At 68.4% G+C, this 19,875-nt stretch carries 16 protein-coding genes and 6 tRNA genes; 17 read left to right on the forward strand and 5 right to left on the reverse strand.

Features of this window, described 5'->3' with window-relative positions; translation table 11 throughout:
* Positions 1-3: 3 nt before the first annotated feature.
* From N5K27_RS11845 to N5K27_RS11860, 4 genes are all read left to right on the forward strand, one after another.
* A complete protein-coding gene (locus N5K27_RS11845) occupies positions 4-948 on the forward strand; it encodes an OmpA family protein (protein WP_132979166.1) in 945 nt (314 codons plus the stop codon).
* Between the two features lie 175 nt (positions 949-1,123).
* On the forward strand, positions 1,124-1,465 hold the full coding sequence (locus tag N5K27_RS11850) for a TIGR01244 family sulfur transferase (protein ID WP_087837156.1): 342 nt from the start codon (positions 1,124-1,126) through the stop codon (positions 1,463-1,465).
* Positions 1,466-1,477: 12 nt separating this feature from the next.
* Positions 1,478-5,206 carry a DUF748 domain-containing protein gene (locus N5K27_RS11855; RefSeq protein WP_279816621.1) on the forward strand — a complete coding sequence of 1,243 codons (3,729 nt, stop codon included), beginning with the start codon at positions 1,478-1,480 and terminating at the stop codon, positions 5,204-5,206.
* Between the two features lie 180 nt (positions 5,207-5,386).
* Positions 5,387-6,619 carry an MFS transporter gene (locus N5K27_RS11860; protein WP_243724399.1) on the forward strand — a complete coding sequence of 411 codons (1,233 nt, stop codon included), beginning with the start codon at positions 5,387-5,389 and terminating at the stop codon, positions 6,617-6,619.
* Here the strand turns inward: N5K27_RS11860 and N5K27_RS11865 are convergent.
* Entirely contained in the window at positions 6,616-9,348 is a 2,733-nt protein-coding gene (locus N5K27_RS11865) for a bifunctional acetate--CoA ligase family protein/GNAT family N-acetyltransferase (RefSeq protein ID WP_279816625.1), read from the reverse strand. The two genes, N5K27_RS11860 and N5K27_RS11865, sit on opposite strands and share 4 nt — an antisense overlap.
* Positions 9,349-9,492: 144 nt before the next feature.
* On the opposite strand from N5K27_RS11865, the gene gltX reads away from it, so the two are divergent.
* The 11 genes from gltX to N5K27_RS11920 all read left to right on the forward strand — a co-directional run bounded on the left by gltX (position 9,493) and on the right by N5K27_RS11920 (position 14,726).
* Positions 9,493-10,920, forward strand: coding sequence for a glutamate--tRNA ligase (gltX, locus tag N5K27_RS11870; protein WP_279816626.1), 1,428 nt, complete (start codon positions 9,493-9,495; stop codon positions 10,918-10,920).
* Positions 10,921-10,952: 32 nt separating this feature from the next.
* Positions 10,953-11,028: transfer RNA gene (locus tag N5K27_RS11875), tRNA-Ala, on the forward strand.
* A gap of 30 nt (positions 11,029-11,058) precedes the next feature.
* Positions 11,059-11,134 (forward strand) — tRNA-Glu (locus N5K27_RS11880).
* 37 nt (positions 11,135-11,171) lie between these two features.
* Positions 11,172-11,248 (forward strand) — tRNA-Asp (locus N5K27_RS11885).
* 186 nt (positions 11,249-11,434) lie between these two features.
* Positions 11,435-11,510: transfer RNA gene (locus N5K27_RS11890), tRNA-Ala, on the forward strand.
* A 17-nt stretch (positions 11,511-11,527) separates the two neighbouring features.
* Positions 11,528-11,603: transfer RNA gene (locus N5K27_RS11895), tRNA-Glu, on the forward strand.
* Positions 11,604-11,639: 36 nt separating this feature from the next.
* A tRNA-Asp gene (locus N5K27_RS11900) sits at positions 11,640-11,716 on the forward strand.
* Between the two features lie 139 nt (positions 11,717-11,855).
* Positions 11,856-12,299 (forward strand): hypothetical protein, encoded by a 444-nt coding sequence (locus N5K27_RS11905; protein ID WP_279816628.1) that lies wholly within the window; start codon positions 11,856-11,858, stop codon positions 12,297-12,299.
* Between the two features lie 211 nt (positions 12,300-12,510).
* A complete protein-coding gene (locus N5K27_RS11910) occupies positions 12,511-13,542 on the forward strand; it encodes a serine hydrolase (protein ID WP_279816630.1) in 1,032 nt (343 codons plus the stop codon).
* Positions 13,543-13,560: 18 nt separating this feature from the next.
* Positions 13,561-14,490, forward strand: a complete 930-nt coding sequence (locus tag N5K27_RS11915; RefSeq protein WP_279816632.1) for a LytTR family transcriptional regulator DNA-binding domain-containing protein — start codon at positions 13,561-13,563, stop codon at positions 14,488-14,490.
* Between the two features lie 80 nt (positions 14,491-14,570).
* Positions 14,571-14,726 (forward strand): DUF3309 family protein, encoded by a 156-nt coding sequence (locus N5K27_RS11920; RefSeq protein WP_087837150.1) that lies wholly within the window; start codon positions 14,571-14,573, stop codon positions 14,724-14,726.
* Between the two features lie 22 nt (positions 14,727-14,748).
* Here the strand turns inward: N5K27_RS11920 and N5K27_RS11925 are convergent, their stop codons facing one another.
* The gene (locus N5K27_RS11925; protein WP_279816636.1) at positions 14,749-15,204 is read right to left on the reverse strand and encodes an ion channel; all 456 of its coding nucleotides are present in this window, start codon (positions 15,202-15,204) and stop codon (positions 14,749-14,751) included.
* 130 nt (positions 15,205-15,334) lie between these two features.
* Between N5K27_RS11925 and N5K27_RS11930 the strand changes: the two genes are divergently transcribed.
* A complete protein-coding gene (locus N5K27_RS11930) occupies positions 15,335-16,153 on the forward strand; it encodes an META and DUF4377 domain-containing protein (RefSeq protein ID WP_279816639.1) in 819 nt (272 codons plus the stop codon).
* A gap of 15 nt (positions 16,154-16,168) precedes the next feature.
* Here N5K27_RS11930 and N5K27_RS11935 read toward each other — a convergent pair whose 3' ends face one another.
* Positions 16,169-17,422, reverse strand: coding sequence for an Hsp70 family protein (locus tag N5K27_RS11935; RefSeq protein WP_279816642.1), 1,254 nt, complete (start codon positions 17,420-17,422; stop codon positions 16,169-16,171).
* A gap of 206 nt (positions 17,423-17,628) precedes the next feature.
* Here N5K27_RS11935 and N5K27_RS11940 point away from each other — a divergent pair, with 206 nt between their 5' ends.
* Positions 17,629-18,444, forward strand: a complete 816-nt coding sequence (locus N5K27_RS11940; protein WP_279816644.1) for a methyltransferase — start codon at positions 17,629-17,631, stop codon at positions 18,442-18,444.
* Here N5K27_RS11940 and N5K27_RS11945 read toward each other — a convergent pair.
* Both N5K27_RS11945 and N5K27_RS11950 read right to left on the reverse strand, forming a co-directional pair.
* Entirely contained in the window at positions 18,441-18,635 is a 195-nt protein-coding gene (locus tag N5K27_RS11945; protein ID WP_087837146.1) for a zinc ribbon domain-containing protein, read from the reverse strand. The two genes, N5K27_RS11940 and N5K27_RS11945, sit on opposite strands and share 4 nt — an antisense overlap.
* A gap of 287 nt (positions 18,636-18,922) precedes the next feature.
* Positions 18,923-19,813, reverse strand: coding sequence for a LysR substrate-binding domain-containing protein (locus N5K27_RS11950; RefSeq protein ID WP_087837145.1), 891 nt, complete (start codon positions 19,811-19,813; stop codon positions 18,923-18,925).
* Positions 19,814-19,875 lie beyond the last annotated feature (62 nt).

Raw genomic sequence — 19,875 nt, forward strand, 5'->3', positions numbered from 1 at the left:
CGCATGAACGAATCATCGGAGGCCAGGATGCAAGAAAAGAACCCCCATGCCCGCCGCGCCGGCCTGGCCGGCAGGCGCCTCGCGCTGCTGACCGCATGCGTGGCTTCGGTGGCCGTGATGAGCGGCTGCTCGATGTTCCGCAGTTCGAAGGCCCCGGCGTCGCCGTCCGCGCCGGCCGCGGCGAACGGGGCCAGCCCGCCCGCGGTGGAGTTTCCGGCCCGCGAGTCTGCCTCGCTCAAGGAAGGCACCTTCGTCAACCTGGACAATCTCAGGCAGATGATCCCGGGCATGACCAAGCCCCAGGTCTACGACCTGCTCGGCCCGCCGCACTTCAGCGAGGGCGTGTTCGGCGTGCGCACCTGGAACTACATCTTCAATTTCCGTACCGGCAACGGCAACGAGTTCATCACCTGCCAGTACCAGTTGCGCTTCAACAAGGACATGCAGACCGAGGCCGGCAATTGGAACCGGCGCGAGTGCGCGGATTTCGTGTTCCCGCGCCCGGCGGCCGCTCCGCCGCCTCCGCCGCCTCCGCCCGCGCCCGCGCCGGTCAAGCCGCCCCCCAGGCAGATCACGCTGGGCGCCGACGCGCTGTTCGCCTTCGACCGGTCCGATCTGGCCAGCATCTCGCCCGAAGGGCGCCGCCGCCTGGACGAGATCGGCAAGGAACTGCGCAGCGTGGACGTCGAACGGGTACGGGTGATCGGCCATGCCGACCGGCTGGGCAGCGCCAGCTACAACGACAGGCTGTCCCGGCAGCGGGCCGCCACGGTGGTGACCTACCTGGTCAATTCCGGCGTGCCGTCCAACCTGATCAGTTCGGACGGCCGGGGCTCGCGCGAGCCGGTGGTGCAGTGCGACCAGCGCAACCGCAGCGAGCTGATCGCCTGCCTGGCGCCGAACCGCCGGGTCGTCATCGAGATCCAGGGCAAGGCCGGCTCTTCGTGAGGCCGTCCGCGCCGCCCCGCGGGCGGCGCGGAACCTCGACGTATTCTGCGCGTTTCGTTTGTCTGGCGGACGTCTCCGAGTTAGGATTACCCCTTATCGATCCCCCGCAACGCGCGGCCCGCAAGGCGCTTCCGGAGCGCGCGCGGCGCGCGGGGGGATCCTTCCGGAGACTCGCATGTCCGCATTCACTTCCCTTACCGAAAACTTCGCCGTGGCCCCCCAACTGGCCCCGGAAGACATGGCCGCCGTCGCGGCGGCCGGTTTCAAGAGCGTCATCAACAACCGGCCCGATTTCGAAGGCGGGCCGGCCCAGCCCTCCAGCGAGCAGATGCAGGCCGCGGCGCAGGCGGCGGGGTTGAACTACGTCCACCAGCCGGTCAACGGCGCGAACATCCAGCCCGGCGACGTTTCCACCTTCGCTTCCCTGCTCAAGACCCTGCCGGGGCCGGTCCTGGCCTTCTGCCGCAGCGGAGCGCGATCGACCAAGCTGTTCATGTCGGCCAGCAATTCCCTCTGACCGGATCGCGACGTGGCTTTCACGCTGGGGGGGACGGTCGACGGCATCAGGCGGCGGCGCAAGCCGCTGGTTCGTATTCTCATTGCCCTGCTGGTCCTGTGGCTGCTGTTCCTGGCCCTGACCGCCTGGGGCATTCCCCGGCTGGTCCGCAGCGTGGCGCTGGCCCAGGTGCCGGAGGTCCTGGGGCGTACGGCACGCGTGGGCGAAGTGTCGTTCAATCCTTTCAAGCTGCGCCTGCGCGTCCATGACTTCGCCATTCTCGACCAGGCGGGCACCCATCCGGATTTCTCGGTGGAGCAGGTCGAGGTCAATGCCTCGGTTTCGTCACTGTTCCGGCTCGCGCCGGTGGTGGACGGGCTGACGATCACCGCGCCGCGCGTCTCGCTGGTCCGCGAGGGGCCGCAACGCTTCAACATCAGCGACATGCTCGACCGCCTGGCCGCCAAGCCCTCGGAAGACGGGCCGCCGCCCCGGTTTTCGCTGAACAACGTCAAGCTGGACGGCGGCGAGATCACTGTCGACGACAAGGTCACGGGCCGCCAGCACACCGTGCGCGACCTGCAGGTGGGCATTCCCTTCCTGTCCACGCTGGCCTATGCCACCGACATCGACGTGCAACCCAGGCTGTCGGCGCTGGTCAACGGCAGTCCGCTCAACCTGGAGGGCACCGCGCGGCCCTTCGATACGCCGCGTACGTCCTCGCTGCATCTCAAGATCGACGACCTGGGGCTGGATGCGCTGGCCGATGCCGTGCCGGGCGCGATGCCGGTGGTGCTCAAGCACGCCCGGCTCGACAGTGATGCCCAGCTGGTGTTCGAGGAAGGCGGCTCGGCGGCGCCCAAGGTCCGCCTGGAAGGCAATGCCACGGTGCGCGAGGTGGACGTGCGCGACCAGGGCGATGCCGCGCTGCTGGCGTTCAAGAGCCTGGCGCTCGAGAAGTTCGCATTGGAGCCGCTGGCGCGCCGGTTCCAGGCCGAGCGCATCGTCCTGGCCGGCCCCTCGATCCATGCCAGCCGCTCGGCCGACGGGCGCGTGAACCTGGCCGAGGTGGCCGGCCGTTTCCAGCAGCCCGCTGCGCCTGCGCCCGCGGCGCCGGCCGCGCCGTCGCCGTCCGCCAGCCCGGCCCCGGCGCCTTCTTCCGCGCCCGCGCCCGCACAGGCCGATGCTTGGCATGTGTCGGTGGGAACCGTGGCGCTGCAGGACGGCGAACTCGCCTGGCACGATGAGCAGGATCGCTTCGATTACCGCATCTCGGAGTTCGCGGCGGAGCTGCGCGATCTGAACCTGCCCGCGGCGCAGGACCAGGCCGTGCCCTTGACCGTGGCCGCGCGCGTGGGCGAGGCGGGCCGCCTGGACGTCAGCGGCCCGGTCCGCCTCCAGCCTTTGTCGGCGGACCTCGACCTCAAGCTGGATTCGCTGGCGCTGCCTGCGCTGGCGCCGCTGTGGAAGCCGTACCTGGCGCTGCGCATCGACGATGGCTCGCTGGGCGCGGCAGCCAGGCTGCACGTGGAGCAGGGCGAATCCCTGGCGGTGCGCTGGAGCGATGGCAGCGTCGCGCTGCGCAAGCTGGCCGCGGCACCGGTCTCGGACAAGGCATCCAGCCTGAAACTGGAGTCGCTGGAGGTGGGCGGGCTGGCTGGCGACCTGACGGGGCGTACGGCACGGATCGAACGCATCGCCATCGACGGCCTGGCATTGGCGGCCACCCGCTCGGCCTCGTCGGCCGTGAGCTGGGCGGATATCGCCATTCCGGCCGCGCCCCGGACCCGACCCGCCGGCAAGCCGACCCCGGCCCCCGCTGGCCATGGCCAGGCCGCGTGGAAGGTGAGCGCGGGCACACTGTCGGTCGCCAAGAGCTCACTCAGGCTGACCGACGAGTCCGTGTCGCCCCGCGTGGCGCTGAGGCTGGACGGCTTGCAGATGGAGGCGCGCAACCTCGGGTCGGACCTGCGGGCGCCCGTCGATTTCTCGCTGCGCTCGTCCGTCCAGGGTCGCGGCACCGCCGACATCAAGGGCACGGTCGTGCCCGAGCCGCTTTCGGTCAAGGCCCAGGTGCGCGCCGACCGGCTGGACCTGACCGCGCTCGCCCCCTACCTGGCGGAGCGGCTCAACGCCACCGTCAAGAGCGTCGTGGCCGGCGCCAACGGCAGGCTGGAGTTCGCGGCCGCCACCGGCAGGCAGCCGCAGCGCGCGGCCTGGACCGGCGCCGCCGAGATCACCAATCTCGACTTGATCGACAAGCTCAACTCGGCGGATTTCCTGAAATGGAAGCGGCTGGCGTTCAAGCGGCTGGACGTGGCCAGCGCGGGCGATACGCTCAAGGCCGACCTGGGCGACATCTCGCTGGAAGATTTCTTCGCACGGGTGATCCTGAGCGAGCAGGGGCGGTTGAACCTGTCGCAGCTGATCGTCCAGCCGGGCGAACAGGCCGGTTCCATCACCGACGAGAAGCCGGCCGGGCCGGCAACGAAGGCCGGCGAGCCGGCGGCATCGGAACGGCGGGTGCAGGGCGCCAAGGAAACAGGCGCGGCAGCCCCCGAGGCGGGCGGAATGCCGCGCGACATCCGGGTGGGCGCCGTGCAGCTGGCGCGAGGCCACATCAATTTCACCGACAACTTCGTCAAGCCCAATTACCGCGCCAACCTGACCGACATCGCCGGCAGCATCTCGGCCGTATCCTCGGCCGACAGCCAGCCGGCCGACGTGCAGGTGACGGCCAAGGTGGACGGCGACGCGCCGGTGGACATCACGGGCAAGCTCCACCCCTTCGGTCCGCGGCTGTACACGGACATCCATGCCAGCGCCAAGGGCGTGGAACTGCCGGCGCTGACTCCCTATGCCGCCAAGTACGCCGGCTATGCCATCGAACGCGGCAAGCTGTCGATGGACGTGCACTACCTGATCCAGGACGGCAAGCTCCAGGCCAGCAACAAGATCTTCCTCGACCAGCTCACCTTCGGCGAACGCGTCGACAGCCCCGATGCCCTGAAGCTGCCGGTGCTGCTGGCGGTATCGCTGCTCAAGAACAGCCGGGGCGAAATCGACATCGAACTGCCCATCTCCGGATCGCTGGACGACCCGCAGTTTTCGGTGGGCGGCATCATCTTCCGCGCGCTGGTCAACCTGATCGTGCGGGCGGTGACGGCGCCGTTCTCGCTGCTGGCCTCGGCCTTCGGCTCGGGCGAGGAGCTGTCCCACATCGATTTCGCGCCGGGCCGCGCCGTGCTCGACGACGATGCGCGCAAACGCGTCGAAACGCTGGTCAAGGCCTTGAACGACCGTCCGGCGTTGAAGCTGGACGTGGCCGGCCGGGCCAACCCGTCCGTGGACACCGAGGGCCTGCGCAAGGCCGGCGTCGACGCCCTGATCCGCGTCCAGCAGCGGGAAGACCTGCGCAAGAAGGGGGACGACGCCGACGGGAAGGACCTGCCGCCGCTGGATGCCGCGCAGCGGGCCCGCTACCTGGAAAGCGCCTACAAGGCCGCCAAGATCGACAAGCCGCGCAACGTGATCGGCCTTGCCAAGTCCTTGCCCGGTCCCGATATGGAGGCGCTGCTGGCAGCCAGCGTCAACGTGGGGCCGGACCAGTTGCGCGAACTGGCCGTGCGGCGCGCGCAGGCCGTGATGGCCGTGCTGCGCGAGGCCAAGCTGGGCGAGCGGGCCTTCGTGGTCGCGCCCAAGATCGAGGCCAAGCCCGCCGAGGGCGCGAAGCAGACGGGGGTGGACTTCAGCTTGAGGTAGGTCCCCCCCCTACGCGCTTCGCGCGCCCCCCAGGGGGCGATGCGGGTGGACCGGCGGAGCCGGATCCACCGCATCCTGGGTCTAGTACCTGTTTCTTGGGTTGTGGCATCTGTGCTTCGCTGGCTGCGGTTGGGGTTTGTTTTGTTTTTAATCTGGATATAAGATATCCAGAATAGAGGCATGGCCTCGCTTCTTGCCGAGTTCTTCATCATGACGCGTAGCGCTTCTTCGTCTGTCAGTGCCTTGCCGGGGCAGGGGTTGGGATCGGTTGCCATTCTTGCGCTGGGGACGTTCGCGGTGGGGACGGATGCGTTCATCGTGTCGGGGTTCCTGCCTTCGATCGCGCAGTCGTTGCAGGCATCGAATTCCATGACGGGGCTGTCGGTCACGGTGTTTGCGGGAACGTATGCGTTGTTGGCGCCGGTGCTGGCGACGGTCACGGCACCGTGGTCGCGCAATCGGGTGCTGGTGGGGGCGCTGGCGGTGCTGGCGTTGGCCAATCTGCTTTCGGCGCTGGCACCGGACATCTGGACGCTGCTGGCAAGCCGAGCGTTGGCGGCGGTGGGGGCGGCGGCCTATACGCCGACGGCCACGGCGGCGGGTGGGGCGCTGGTGCGGCCTGAGCTGCGGGCGCGGGCGTTTTCGCTGGTCACGGGCGGGTTGACGGTGGCGACGGCACTGGGCGTGCCGCTGGGCAATCTGGTCAGCCAGTGGTTCGGCTGGCGCACGGCGCTGGGCATGGTGGCCGCGCTGGCGGCGTTGGCCTGCGTGGGCGTGGCGCTGATCATGCCCGCTCTGCCAGGGCAGGCGCGTTCGTCGCTGCGCGCGCGCCTGGCGGTGCTGCGCCGGCCGGCGGTGGCCTGGGTGCTGCCGCTCACGGTGGTGGGCATGACGGCCTGCTACATCGTGTATGCCTACAGCGTGCCCGCCTTGCAGGCCCTGGGGATCGCCGACGGACACATCGGCGCGATGCTGCTCTGCTACGGCGTCGGGGCGGTGCTGGGCAACCTGCTTGCCGGTTACGGGACCGATCGCTGGGGGCCCACGCCGGTGTCGGTCACCGCGTACGTGGCCATGGCGGCGTCATTCGCAATCATGGCGTGGCTGGCCGTGGCGGGCGCCGGCCACGAGGTGGCCGTGGGGCTGCTCGTGCTGGTCTGGGGCATGAGCAGCTGGGGCCAGACACCGCCGCAGCAACTGCGCCTGACCAACGCCGCGCCGCAGGAGGCGCCGCTGGTGGTCGCGCTGAACGCCTCCTGCATCTACCTGGGCATCGCCCTGGGGACCGCGCTGGGCGCGGGCTTGCTGGCGCACGGTGCGGTGTCCGGATTTGCCGTATCCGCGCTGGTTGCCCTGGCCGCGCTGGGTTTCGTCGCCGGCCTGGCCAGGAAGGAAAGCCCCCGTCCGCGCTAGCGCGCCGGACCGTCGCCCGCCGGGGCGCCGTCGCCTTTCAGGCGCAGCCACACCCGCCGCATGCTGAAGTCGTCAGGGTCCACGTCGACGTGGAACCCCAGCCGGCCCATCAGCGTCAGCATCGGCCGGTTGTTGCCCAGTACCAAGCCTTCGATGACGGCCAATCCTTGCCTGCGCGCCGCGTCCACCAGCGTCGTCATGAGCTGGATGCCCAGTCCGCGCCGTTGCCACGCGTCGCCGATGACCAGCGCGTATTCGGCGCTTTCGCCGTCGGCGTTCAGCAGATAGCGCGCCACGCCGATGATGGCCTCGCGCAGTTCGCCGGGGTGGTCGGGGTCGGCTTCCCAGACCGTGGCCACCAGGGCCAGTTCCCGGTGGTAGTCGACCTGGGTGTAGCGCGCCAGTGTCCGCGGCGAGAGCTCGCGCATGAACGAGATGAAGCGCATGTAGCGCGTGTGTTCGGACAGCTGGCGGGTGAAGTCCTGCAGCGGTGCCGCGTCCTCGGGCCGGATGGGGCGGATGGTGTAGGGCGAGCCGTCCTTGAATTGCAGGTGCCTGACCAGGCGGGCGGGGTAGGGGTGGATGGCCATGTGGGCGTAGCCGCCCAGGCCCGCGTCGGCGTCGCCCGCGGTCTCGCGCGTGAGCGTGATGCGGGTGTCGGCCGCGACGACCCGGTCGCCGTCGATCATGACCGGGTCGATGTCTATGGTCTCGATATCGGGCAGCGCGCAGACGATCTCGGAAATGCGGACCAGCACGTCCTCCAGCGCGTCAAGTGCGCGCGGCGATAGCTGGCCCGCCAACGCGTAGCGCCAGACCGGCGAACGCTCCATCAGGCGGCGCGCCAGGAAGCCGTTGAGCGGCGGCAGTTCCAGGCTGCGGTTGGAGGGGCTTTCGCTGCGCGAGCGCGCGAATCCGAAACGGATCACCGGTCCGAACAGCGCGTCGCGGGCCACGCCCATGGAGACCTTGGCCGAGCCGGGCGGGCCGGCCATGGCCTCCACCGTGATGCCTTCGATGTAGGCCTGCGGCGCGGCGGCGTGGGCATTCGCCAGCATGCGCTGGTAGGCGGTGACGAGTTCGGTGCTGTTGCGGATGTCCAGGTGCACGCCCCGGACCGCCGATTTGCGCACCACGTCGGGCGAGTCGATCTTGATGGCCACGGGAAAACCGATCTGCTGCGCGGCGATCACCGCCTCGGCGGGGGTGCGGGCAAGCAGGACCTGGACCACCGGGATGTGGAAGGCCGCCAGCAGCGCCTTGCTCTCGGGTTCGGTCAGTGTCAGCCGGCCCTCGCGCCGCGCGCCGTCGAGCAGGATGCGCGCGCCGGCCAGATCGGGCTCCTGGCCGGGCGGCTCGGGGGGCGGGGTCTGCAGCAGCAATTGCTGGTTGTAGTGATAGGTGGCCAGGTTGCCGAAGGCGTCCACCGCCGCTTCGGGCGTGCGGAACGAGGGCGAGCCGGCGTCGTCCAGGATGCGGCGCAGCGGCCGCATGGCGGCATCGCCCATGAAGCAGGTGATGACCGGCTTCGAGGCCTTGGGCGCGGTGGCGGCCAGGGCCTGCGCCACCGCGCGCATGTCGGCCTCGGGATCGGGCGACAGCACGGCCAGCACGCCGTCCACGCCGGCGTCGGCGACGATGGCCTGCACGGCCTGCGCGCAGGCCTGGGGATCGGGGGCCGAGAACTCGACCACCGGATTGTCGGTCCAGGCATTGGCGCTGAGCGTGGCAGCCAGTTGCCTGCGCGTGTCTTCGCCCAGTTCGGCGCGCATGACCGGCCGGCCCGGCCCCAACTGGTCGAGTGCCAGCTGCGCCGGACCGCTGCCGTTGGCCAGCACGGCGATGCGCCGGCCGCTGGGCAGCTTGGCGAAGCCCAGCGCCTTCACCGCCGAGAACAGTTGCACGAAATAGCGGACGCGCACCGCGCCAGCGCGCCGCAGTGCGGCATCGAAGACCATGTCGGACGGGACCGGAGGCGGCGCGGCGGAGGCCGACTCGTCGGCGGCCAGGGGCCGCACGCTAGTGCGCTCTCGGCCGCCGTGCCCGGCCTTGAGCACCACCACCGGCTTGACGCTGGCGGCGGCGCGGATCGCACTCATGAATTCGCGGGCATCGCGCACGTCCTCCAGGTAGAGCGCGATGCTGTCGGTGCGCGCGTCGGCCACCAGGAAATCCAGCACGCGGGGCACGTCCAGCGCCGCTTCGCTGCCCAGGGAAACGACGGTCGAGAAGCCGGTCCGGTTGTCATCGGCCCAATCCATCACGACCGCCATGATGGAGCGCGATTGCGTGACCAGGGCGACGCGGCCCGAGCGCCCCAGCGAGGGGTGCACGCTGGCGTTGAGGCCGGCGTGCGGCCGTTGCAGCCCGAAGCTGTGCGGCCCCAGCAGTATGCAATCGTGGGCCGCGGCCCAGGCACGGCAGAAATCGTTGTCCTCGAGCGATGGCTCGTGGGTGAGCACCGCCACCGCTCGCGGCCGGGCCGGCGCCAGCGTCTCCAGCGTGGTCCGCAGCGCGTCGCGGGGAACGGACACCACCGCCAGGTCGGGCCGCTCGGCCGCCTGGGCCAGCCCGGCGGGCAGGACGCAGGTGCGCCGCTCGTCCAGCCGCAGCTCGGTGGTGCGGGCGCGCAGCGCGGCGGGCAGGGAGGCCATCATCGGCAGCGGCCGGTCGCTGATGGCGATCAGCGAGTGGGGATCGAACAGCGGGGACAGGGCGTGCCGGGACATGGCCCTCCTTTCTGGATGAGGACGCGCAGGCGCGTGGCGGCCCGGGGCCGCACGGATTTGCTGCAATACAATACTACCCCGGTCAGCCGACCCTGGCGCGCTTCGCGCGCCCAGTATTCACTCCTGCACGAGAGCCGTTTTCCTATGAGCACCGATTCCTCGTCGTCCGGCCGCAACCCCGCGGTCCGTACCCGCTTCGCACCGTCGCCCACGGGCTTCCTGCACCTGGGCGGCGCACGCACGGCGCTGTTCTCGTGGGCGTTCGCGCGTCACCACGGCGGCACCTTCGTGCTGCGGATCGAGGATACCGACCTGGAGCGTTCCACCCCCGAAGCGGTGCAAGCCATCCTGGACGGCATGGCGTGGCTGGCGCTCGATCACGATGAAGGCCCGTTCTACCAGATGCAGCGCATGGACCGCTATCGCGAGGTGCTGGCGGGCATGCTGGCCGCCGGGTCGGCCTATTACTGCTACTGTTCGCCCGACGAACTCGAAGCCATGCGCGAGCGCGCCCGGGCCGAAGGCCGCAAGCCGCGCTACGACGGCACGTGGCGGCCCGAGCCGGGCAAGACCCTGCCGCCGGTGCCCGAGGACCGCAAGCCCGTGGTGCGCTTCCGCAATCCGCTGGACGGCGACGTCACCTGGAACGACCTGGTCAAGGGCCCGATCACCATCGCCAACGCCGAACTGGACGACCTCATCATCGCCCGGCCCGATGGCACGCCCACCTACAACTTCTGCGTGGTGGTGGACGACTGGGACATGGGCATCACCCACGTCATCCGCGGCGACGACCACGTCAACAACACGCCGCGCCAGGTCAACATCCTGAAGGCCCTGGGCGCCACGCTGCCGGAATACGGCCACGTGCCCATGATCCTGGGACCGGACGGCGAGAAACTGTCCAAGCGCCATGGCGCGGTCAGCGTCATGCAGTACGACGACCAGGGCTATCTGCCGGAAGCCATGATCAACTACCTCGCGCGCCTGGGCTGGAGCCACGGCGACGACGAGATCTTCACGCGCGAACAACTGGTCGAGTGGTTCGATACCCGCAGCCTGTCGAAGTCCGCGGCGCAGTGGGATCCCAAGAAGCTCAACTGGGTCAACGCCCACTACATCAAGCAGAGCGCCGACGCCGACCTGGCCGCGCGCGTCGCGCCGCGCATCGCCAAGCGGGGCGGGGCGGTCGACGGCGTGGACCTGCCGGCCATCATGGCGCTGCTCAAGGAACGCGCCGAAACGCTCGAGCAACTGGCCGACGACGCCATGTTGTTCTGCGGCGAATTCGATGCCGCGGCCACGCCGCCGGACCTGGTCGCGCAGCACCTGACCGATGCCGCGCGCGCGATCCTGCGCGATTTCGCGCAAGAGGCCGGCTCGATCGAATGGACCCGGGAACAGATCGCGGCGCTGATGAAGGCCACCCTGGCCAAGCATGGCGTCAAGATGCCGGCGCTCGGGATACCGCTGCGGGTAGCCGTGACGGGACGGGCGCAGACGCCGGCCATCGATGCGGTCCTGTCATTGCTTGGCCGCGAGAAAGTGCTGGCCCGCTTGCACACGGTTTAAAAACCGTGCATAATCTCGCTTCTTCGCAGGACGGGGGTATAGCTCAGCTGGGAGAGCGCTTGCATGGCATGCAAGAGGTCAGCGGTTCGATCCCGCTTACCTCCACCAGTCCGGGAAGAAGCAGTACTGTAGTTCCGGGTCCCCTTCGTCTAGAGGCCTAGGACATCACCCTTTCACGGTGAGTACAGGGGTTCGAATCCCCTAGGGGACGCCAACCGAACAGGTTGGCAGCAGTAAAAATATGCCGCTGCGGAGCGGTAGTTCAGTTGGTTAGAATACCGGCCTGTCACGCCGGGGGTCGCGGGTTCGAGTCCCGTCCGCTCCGCCAAGAATCAGAAAGCCCTGCTAAATCCCGTGTTTAGCAGGGCTTTTGCTTTTCTGCTCCGCCTGTGTCTCAGGCGGGTCCTGCGTGGACTTGCAAGCTGAAATATGGCTATAATCCAGATCCCGCTTGAAAAACGTTTCTGCGGGCATCCACCCAGATGGATGGCGGTAACTGAATGGCAGTAACCGTGGGGGTATAGCTCAGCTGGGAGAGCGCTTGCATGGCATGCAAGAGGTCAGCGGTTCGATCCCGCTTACCTCCACCACGAAACAGCAGTTCCAGGTCCCCTTCGTCTAGAGGCCTAGGACATCACCCTTTCACGGTGAGTACAGGGGTTCGAATCCCCTAGGGGACGCCAACCGCCACAGGTTGGCAGCAGTAGAAACGCCGCTGCGGAGCGGTAGTTCAGTTGGTTAGAATACCGGCCTGTCACGCCGGGGGTCGCGGGTTCGAGCCCCGTCCGCTCCGCCAAGGAATTCCAAGGGTTAGTGCGCCAGCAGCCACTAGCCCTTTTTGTTTGGGCGTTCGACATGGCATTCGCCGCCTCGCGAAGCCGGGTACGCGTTTTGCGGCAGCCCGGGTTCATATCCAAAACCAAAGAGGTGACGCCATGAAATGCTCGAGTACCACTCGCAACACGCTGCTCGCCGTCCTGCTGGCGGCTGCCACGCCGTTCGCCATCGCGCAGACGAGTTCGCCCGACCGGACGAGCCAGGATGCCAGGACCGACATGGGGCCGTCGACCGGCTCGTCCGGCAAGCCCCTGCCCGCGGACCAGGGGAAGAACAGCCCGCAGCCCGAATCCACCAAGCGGACCGGGCCCGTCGAGCACGGAAGCCGCAGCGACATGGGGCCCTCCAGCGGGGCCTCGGGCAAGCCCTTGCCCGCCGGCCGCAGCGGCCCGGATGCGGCTCAGCCTTCGGGCGACCGCACCCGGCCGGGCGGCAACGACCGGGAATCCCGGACCGACATGGGACCGTCCTCGGGCGCGTCGGGCAAGCCGGTTCCTTCGCCTGACAACGGCGCGTCGTCGGGAGGCTCGATGCGGCGATGAGTCGCGGCAGCCGGCGCCAGCCTTCGCTGGCGCGGGCTGACAGCGGGGGCGTATGTCGATTCGTCGGCGAATAACGTCGATTGATCGTTCCTGATTGACAATTCCCACACCGACTTCCAACATCCGCGACGTCCATGCGTGCTCCGCATGACGGCTGCCGGGGTGGCGGGCCGCGCGTGAGCGGGCGTCAACCAGCGGAGTGTCCCCGACCATGCAATTCCCCATCGACCCGGCCGATCTGCAGCGCCGCAGGCTTTTCAAGTTCACCGCGTCGGCGCTGGCCGTGCAGGCCGTGGCCGCGTGCGGGGGCGATGCCCAGGCCGCCGAGGGCAATGCCAGCGACGCGGTTCTCAAGGCGGTGGCCGATTTCGGCGCGCTGGCGCCCGAAGGCACGCACTGCCTGGTGCGGGCCGACGTTCCCAATGCTTCCTGGAGCGCAAGCTACAACCCCGACCGGCAACTGTTCATCGGCAGCGCGATCAAGACCTTCATCCTGGGCCAGTTCGTGATCGATGCGGAAACGTCGTACAACGGCATTTCCGGGAACATGCCGCAGACCATCGACGACGGGGTCCGCTCGCCCGGCAGCCCTGTATTCGTCGACCTGAACGGCACGCTGCCCGCCAAGTACGCGCTGGAGGCGATGATCGCCCACAGCGACAACACCGCCACCGACATGGCCTATGCCGCGGTGGGGGCGGACCGGGTGCGGCAACTGATCGCCCGGGCGGGGCTGACGCATACGCGGATCCCGGATTCGACGCGCCGCCTGTTCTCGTACCTGGCCGGGGCGCCCGACGGCGTGGACCTGGGCTGGGAGGCCTTGATGGCGGAGCTGGCGCAGCCTTCGCTGCCGAACGCGCGGCAGGCGATCAACGACAGGCAGTCGATGCTCAGCACGGCCACCGAGCTGGTGGCGTGGTACCGGCAATCGCTGTCGGGCAAGTTCTTCACCCAGCCGGCGACCCTGACGGAATACAAGCGGATACTGGCGATGGCCGACGCGATCTCGCTGGTGGTGCCGGCGGACATCATCGCGTATGGCAAGGGAGGCAGCATCGACTGGCTGGACTTCCACACCATCAGCTTTCCCGGCCAGATGATCGTCGACCGGGTGCCGGTCACGTTCTGCTTCACCTACAACTGGCGCGGTCCGGAAACCAGCACGGGCGCGCCTTTCCAGGCGTTCGTGAAGGCCGTGCGCCCGGTGTTGCAGGCGTGCGTGGACGCCATCCGCAAATAGCGCCGCAAGAGGCCAGCCATGGACAGCATGGACAGCGACGCGCCGTTCGAGACCCTGGAGCGCGACCAGTGCGCGCCGGCTCCGGCGCTGGGGGCCTGGGTCCACCAGGTTGCCCTGGCACTGATGAGCCGGCCCCAGGACGAGGCCATCTTCCTGGCCCTGCAGGCGCTGGGAACGCTGGCGCAGGTCGATCGCGCATGGATGTTCGAATACGATGCGCGCGCCCTGCGCTTTCGCAACACCCATGAGTGGTGCCGGTCCGGCATCACCTCCCATGTGAGCGATCTCCAGGATGCGCCGGTCACGATGATCGCGTGGCTGCATCGCGCCCTGAACCAGCGGCGCGCCGTCATGATCCATGACGTGGCGCGCATGCCGCGCGCGGCAAGGTCGGTACAGGCGGAAATGCTGCGCCAGCAGGATCGCAGCGTGCTGAGCGTGCCTGTGTTCCATGAAGGCCGCCTGCGCGCCTGCATAGGCTTCGATGCGACGCGCGCGCCGGTGCGCTGGCAGCCGGCGCAGGCGCTGGGCCTGTTCCTGTGCGCGGACCTGATCGCGCAGGCCCGCTATGGCGGCACGGAAACCGAGCGCAGCCGGGCGCGCGCGCAGCTCTACGAGCCCCTGCTTTACCTGCGGCTGGGGCACGGAACCCGCGGACTGGCCCCGGCGGACATCCTGGGCGTGCGCTCGGCGCGCGATTATTCCCTGATCTGGCTGGCGGGCGGGGGCTCGGTCAAGGACATGCGGCCCTTGTCCGCCTGGGCGGAGCTGCTGCCACAGGAGAGTTTCATGCGCATCCACCGTACGGCGCTGGTCAACCTGGGGCACGTCAAGGCGCTGGAGCGGGGCGCTTCGATGCCGTGGACCGTCCAGTTGCGCGGCCTGGGCCAACCCTGGTCGGTGTCGCGGCCCTATCGCCAGGCGCTGCGCGCCAGGCTGGGGGTCTGAAGCCGAGGGCGGGCGCGCATCTTGCTGAGGAGCAGGCAGGCCTTGCCAAGGCCGCTTCCTTCGCTATCGAGGAGAACGCCATGCTCACCACAATAATTCTGATCATCCTGCTGCTGGCGCTGATCGGCGCCTTTCCCGCATGGCCCCATGCTGCCAGTTGGGGATACGGGCCCTCGGGCATCATCGGGGTGATCCTGGTCGTGCTGATCGTCCTGCTGTTGATGGGAAGGATATAGGCCCGGGGCGCGCGGGGGGCGCTCAGCGGCGGTTTTCGCCGTCCTGGCGCTCGCGCCAGTTGCGCCGCATGAGAATGAACGTGAACGAAGTGGACCAGCCGATCAGAATCAGGCCCACCAGGGGTTCCACCGAGGCCAGCAGACGCAGCGGCCCGGTGGGAAAGATGTCGCCCAGGCTCTGGGTGGTGAAGGTTTCCAGTCCGAAGTAGATGTAGGCCAGGGGGCCCGCGCTGGCCGCGCCGGTCAGGTGCCCCAGCCCCAGCCATTCCGCGCCTATCCAGTAGCCGGCCCCGAACAGCATGCCCTCCAGGCAATGGGCGGCGATGATGGCGCAGATCAGCACGCCTATGTTCGCCCGCCCGCTCCAGCGCCGCGGATGGATGGAGGAAATGAAGCGCAAGGCTTCGTAGTGCAGGGCGACGGTACCGATGGAGAAGACCACGGTCAGGCCGATGGCCATGAAATAGTGCGCCGGCATCGTTTCTTTGTCAGGACTTGTTGCGGGTATGGGGCGATTATTGCAGTTGTAGCACTCCCCGGCGGGCCGCCGCGCGCCTGGGCGCCGTGGAATGCTACGCTTGATGGCCTCAAGAAGAAGGAGAATGTCCATGAAACGGACCTGGAAAATCCTGCTCGCGGCGGTCGTGGTGCAGGGGCTGGCGGCCTGTGCCCAGCAGGGCGGCGCGGCGGGCGGCTCCGGCGCCAAGACCGATGCCTCGATCCTGACGGCCTATCACTGGCGCCTGCAACAGGCGCTGAACGCGACCGGCGCGCCCCAGCCGGATGCGGTAAACACCCACGGTGGCCAGGCGCTGCAACTGACCTTCGCCGGGGAGCGCGTTTCCGTGGCCGGGCTGTGCAACATGCTGGGCGGCGGCTACCGCGTGGATGGCGCGCGGATGACCATCACGCAGATGGCCGGCACCTTGCGCATGTGCCCGGACCAGGCCTTGATGAAGTACGAACGGGATGTGGCCGAGCGGCTGCCGACGGTGTCGGGCTGGGAGATCCTGGGTGGCGCCGCGCGGCCCGAGGCGGGGGCGCAGCCCGCCCTGAAACTCACCTTCGCCGACGGCAGCCAATGGCGGCTGGCCGGCACGCCCACCGACGAGACGCGCTACGGGTCGGCGGGCGAGACCATGTTCCTGGAGGTGGCGCCGGACCTGGTTCCCTGCAGCCATCCCCTCATCCCGAACATGAAATGCATGCGGGTGCGCACGGTCAGCTACGACGCCGCCGGCGTCAAGCAGGGCTATGGCGACTGGGAAGCCTTCTACGGCAACATCCAGGGCTATACCCATACGGCCGGCGTGCGCAACGTGCTGCGTATCAAGCGCTACACCCTCGCCAATCCGCCGGCGGACGCCTCCCGCTACGCCTACGTGCTCGACATGACCGTGGAAAGCGAGCAGGTCTCGGGGCGCTGAGCCCCGGCCGGCGTCTCACCCCAGGCGCCGCGCGGCGTCCAGGGCCAGGCCCGTTCCTATGCTGCCGAACGTGTCTCCCTGGACCGCGCGCGCCGCGGGCAGCAGCGAGGCGACCCGGTTGCGCAGCAGCGGTACGCTGCTCGATCCCCCCGTGAAGAACACCGTATCGACCGCCCGCGCGGCGATGCCGGCGGTGTCCAGCAGCTCGGCGATCGTCCTGCCTATCCGGTCCACCAGGTGTTCGATGGCGGCATCCAGGTCGGCGCGCGTCGCCACCTGGATCAACCCGGGCTCGACGCGGCCCAGGTCCATCCGGGCCTCGGGCGCGGCGGCCAGCGCGATCTTCGCTTCCTCGACCTGGAAAGCCACCCAGTGGCCCGCGCGCTCCTTGACCAGTTCCAGCAGCCGGGCGAGCTTGTCCTTCTCGGCCGATTCGTGGAACAGTTCGGCCAGCATGGTGGCCGACTTGCGGGCATAGACCTGGTTGATGGTGTGCCACGATGCCAGGTTGAAGTAGGGCGTCGAGGGCATCTCCTTGCCGCTGGTCAGGCGGCTGCCCAGGCCCAGCAGCGGCATCACGGTGCGCAGGCTCAGGTACTTGTCGAAGTCGGTGCCGCCGATGTGGACGCCGCCGTTGGCGAGGATGTCCTCGCGCCGCTCGGCGGCGGCTGCGCGCGCGGGATTCAGGCGTATCAGCGTGAAGTCCGACGTGCCGCCCCCGATGTCCACCACCAGGACCAGTTCCTCGCCGGCGATCTGCGATTCGTAGTCGAAGGCTGCCGCCATCGGCTCGTATTGGAATTCGACGTGGCGGAAGCCTACCTCGCGGGCGATCTCCGCCAGGGTCTCCTGCGCCTTGGCGTCCGCGCGCGGATCGTCGTCGACGAAGAAGACGGGGCGGCCGAACACCGCCTGGTCGAAAGTCCTGCCGGCCGCGTGCTCGGCGCGCCGCTTGAGTTCTCCGATGAAACGCGAGAGCAGCAGGCGGAAGGGCAGCGCCCGGCCCTGGACCTCGGTGTGGCCTTCCATGAGCGGCGTGCCCAGCAGGCTTTTCAGCGCCCGCATCAACCGGCCGTCATAGCCTTCCAGGTAGTCCCGGACCGCCGCGCGGCCGAAGCTGGTCTCGATGTCCTCGGCGTGGAAGAAGACCGCCGAGGGAAAGGTGGGCTGCCCGTCTTCCAGCGGCAGCAGGGAGGGAGCGGCGGGCCGGTGCCAGCCGACAGTGGAGTTGGACGTCCCGAAATCGACGCCGCATGCGTTTGAGATCATGGAGGGAAAGGAAAAAGGCGCCGCGCCCCGATGGGGTCTGCTTTCCGGCCGTGGACGGGACGCGACGGGAAACGCAGATCGATATGCGGTCTGGGCATGGCCCGCCTGGGCGGGCCGGTGTTAAAACGGGGAACGGCGTCATTGTATGCGCAGCCACGGACCGCACCGACACCGGTGCAGGGTCCTTCTCCATGGGAGCCTTTCGCATGTCATTCAAAGCCTTGGTCGCGGTCGTTGGCGTGTCGCTGCTCGGCGCGGGGTGCGCCGTCGCGCCGGTCGGCGAGGACACCGCGTTGAAGCAGGCCATCGCCAGTCCGGCGCGCACGCCGGCCTTCGTCGCCCGGGACGCCGCGCGCAAGCCTTACGAGGTCCTGCACTTCTTCGAGTTGCGGCCGGACGCCACCGTGGTCGAGATCTCGCCCGGGGCCGGCTACTGGACCGAGATCCTGGCGCCGTACCTGAAGCCGCGCGGCACCTACTACGCCGCCCAGTATCCGCAGGACGGCGGGGGGCGCGCCTACTACCAGGAGTACTACCGGAATTTCCGCGCCAAGCTGGATGCCAATCCGGCCTGGTACGACCGGGTCCGGGTGACGGCCTTCGGCAAGGGGCGCTACGACATCGCCCCGCCGGGCAGCGCCGACATCGTGCTGACCTTCCGCAACCTGCACAACTGGATGAACGACGGTTATGCCGAAGAGGTGATGGCCGCCTTCTACCGCGCCCTCAAGCCCGGCGGCATCCTGGGCATCGAGGCCCACCGCGGCCGGGCCGACAAGCCCCAGGACCCGCGCGCCGCCGAGGGCTACGTACGGCAGGATTATGCGATCCAGCTCGCCCGGCAGGCCGGCTTCGTCTTCGTCGGCAGCTCGGAGGCGCTGGCCAATCCCAGGGATACCAAGGATCATCCGGCGGGGGTATGGACGCTGCCGCCTACCTTCCGGCTGGGCGACAAGGATCGCGAACGCTACGCCGCGATCGGAGAGGCCGATGGCTTCCTGTTGAAATTCCGCAAACCCTAGGTCTTGGACGCCGGCAGCCGGGCGTAGCAGTGCTTGCAAATAGCGGCGGCGGGATGCACGTACTTGCCGCAGCTCGGGCACTGCTTGCCATGCCTTTCGCGGGCGATCTCGCGAGCCTTCGCCCGTTGGCGAGCCTTGACCACGATGACCCCTACGCAGATGGCAGCGATGATGGCAATGAAAACAATCATGCTTTTCCCGTTGTAATTGCGCGAACGAGTATAGGGGGCGTGTGTTATCGGAAGTTTGCAGGATGTCTCAATTGTTAGAAAGAGCCCATTTCTTTTTTCTGCGAAAAGCGCGTCGAGCGGGCGGGGGAAATTGCTCCGGGAGCAACAAAGGCGCCTGAACAGTGGCTGAATGAGGGATGGAGCTTCCGGGGAAACCCGGAACGAAGGCCGTGTGGCCGAGGACGAACAGCTCGCTTGCTAGCGAACGGATACACATGGCGGGAGCATGGCCGGTCATGATGGCCGAGTTACATTTTCCGGCGCGCGCGCAGTTGGACAAGTAACTTGCGCAGGTGAACGCCCTGATCGGCCGTGCGGTAGGCCAGGTGCAGCGGCGATACCGCGTCCTTGTCCAGGATACGCTGGTAGATCACTCCACCGAGGGCGATGCAGCGGGTGTGCGATGGCACGATGGCGATGCCCACGCCGGCCGCGACCAGCCCGATGATGGTGGAGGCTTCGCGGGCTTCCTGGACCATGCGCGGCCGGAATCCGGCTTTCGCGCACAGGTCCTGCACCTTCCAATACAAACCTATGCCTGCCTGGCGCGGATACATGACCAGCGGATGGTCGCGCAGGTCGCGTATGTGGAGCGGGGCGGCCGCCAGAGGATGGCCGGCGGGGATAGCCGCAACGAGCGGCGAGCGCAGCCATTCCTCGATGGCGATGCCCGCCGGGATCTCCACCCCGGGATGCCGGAGTATGGCCAGGTCCAGCGTGCGCGCGTTGACGGCATCGAGCTGATCGACCGAGGTCATCTCGTGCAGGTTCATGTGCACCTGGGGATGGGCGAGCTGGAAATCCCGCAGGATGGACGGCAGCGAGGACAGCATCGACGACGCGGTATAGCCCAGCGAAATGGCGCCGATCTCGCCCGAGGCGGCGCTTCGGGCTTCTCCTTTCGCATCCTCGACCTCGCGCAGGATGCCGCGGGCGCGCTCAAGGAAATGCCGCCCCGCCTGGGTCAGCGCCACGCGCCGCTTGTCGCGTTCGAACAATTGCACCTCGAGTTCTTCTTCCAGCGCGCGGATCTGGATGCTGAGCGGCGGCTGCGCCATGTGCAGCCGCTGGGCGGCGCGCGTGAAGTTGAGTTCTTCCGCGACGGCGATGAAGTAGCGCAGGTGGCGTAGCTCGATCATATCTTTAGGATATCGAAAGCCTCATTCAAATTGTATTTCAGAATATAAAAAAGGAGGCTTAG

This window comes from Pigmentiphaga sp. GD03639, from assembly GCF_029845405.1.
Taxonomy (GTDB): Bacteria; Pseudomonadota; Gammaproteobacteria; order Burkholderiales; family Burkholderiaceae_B; genus Pigmentiphaga; species Pigmentiphaga daeguensis.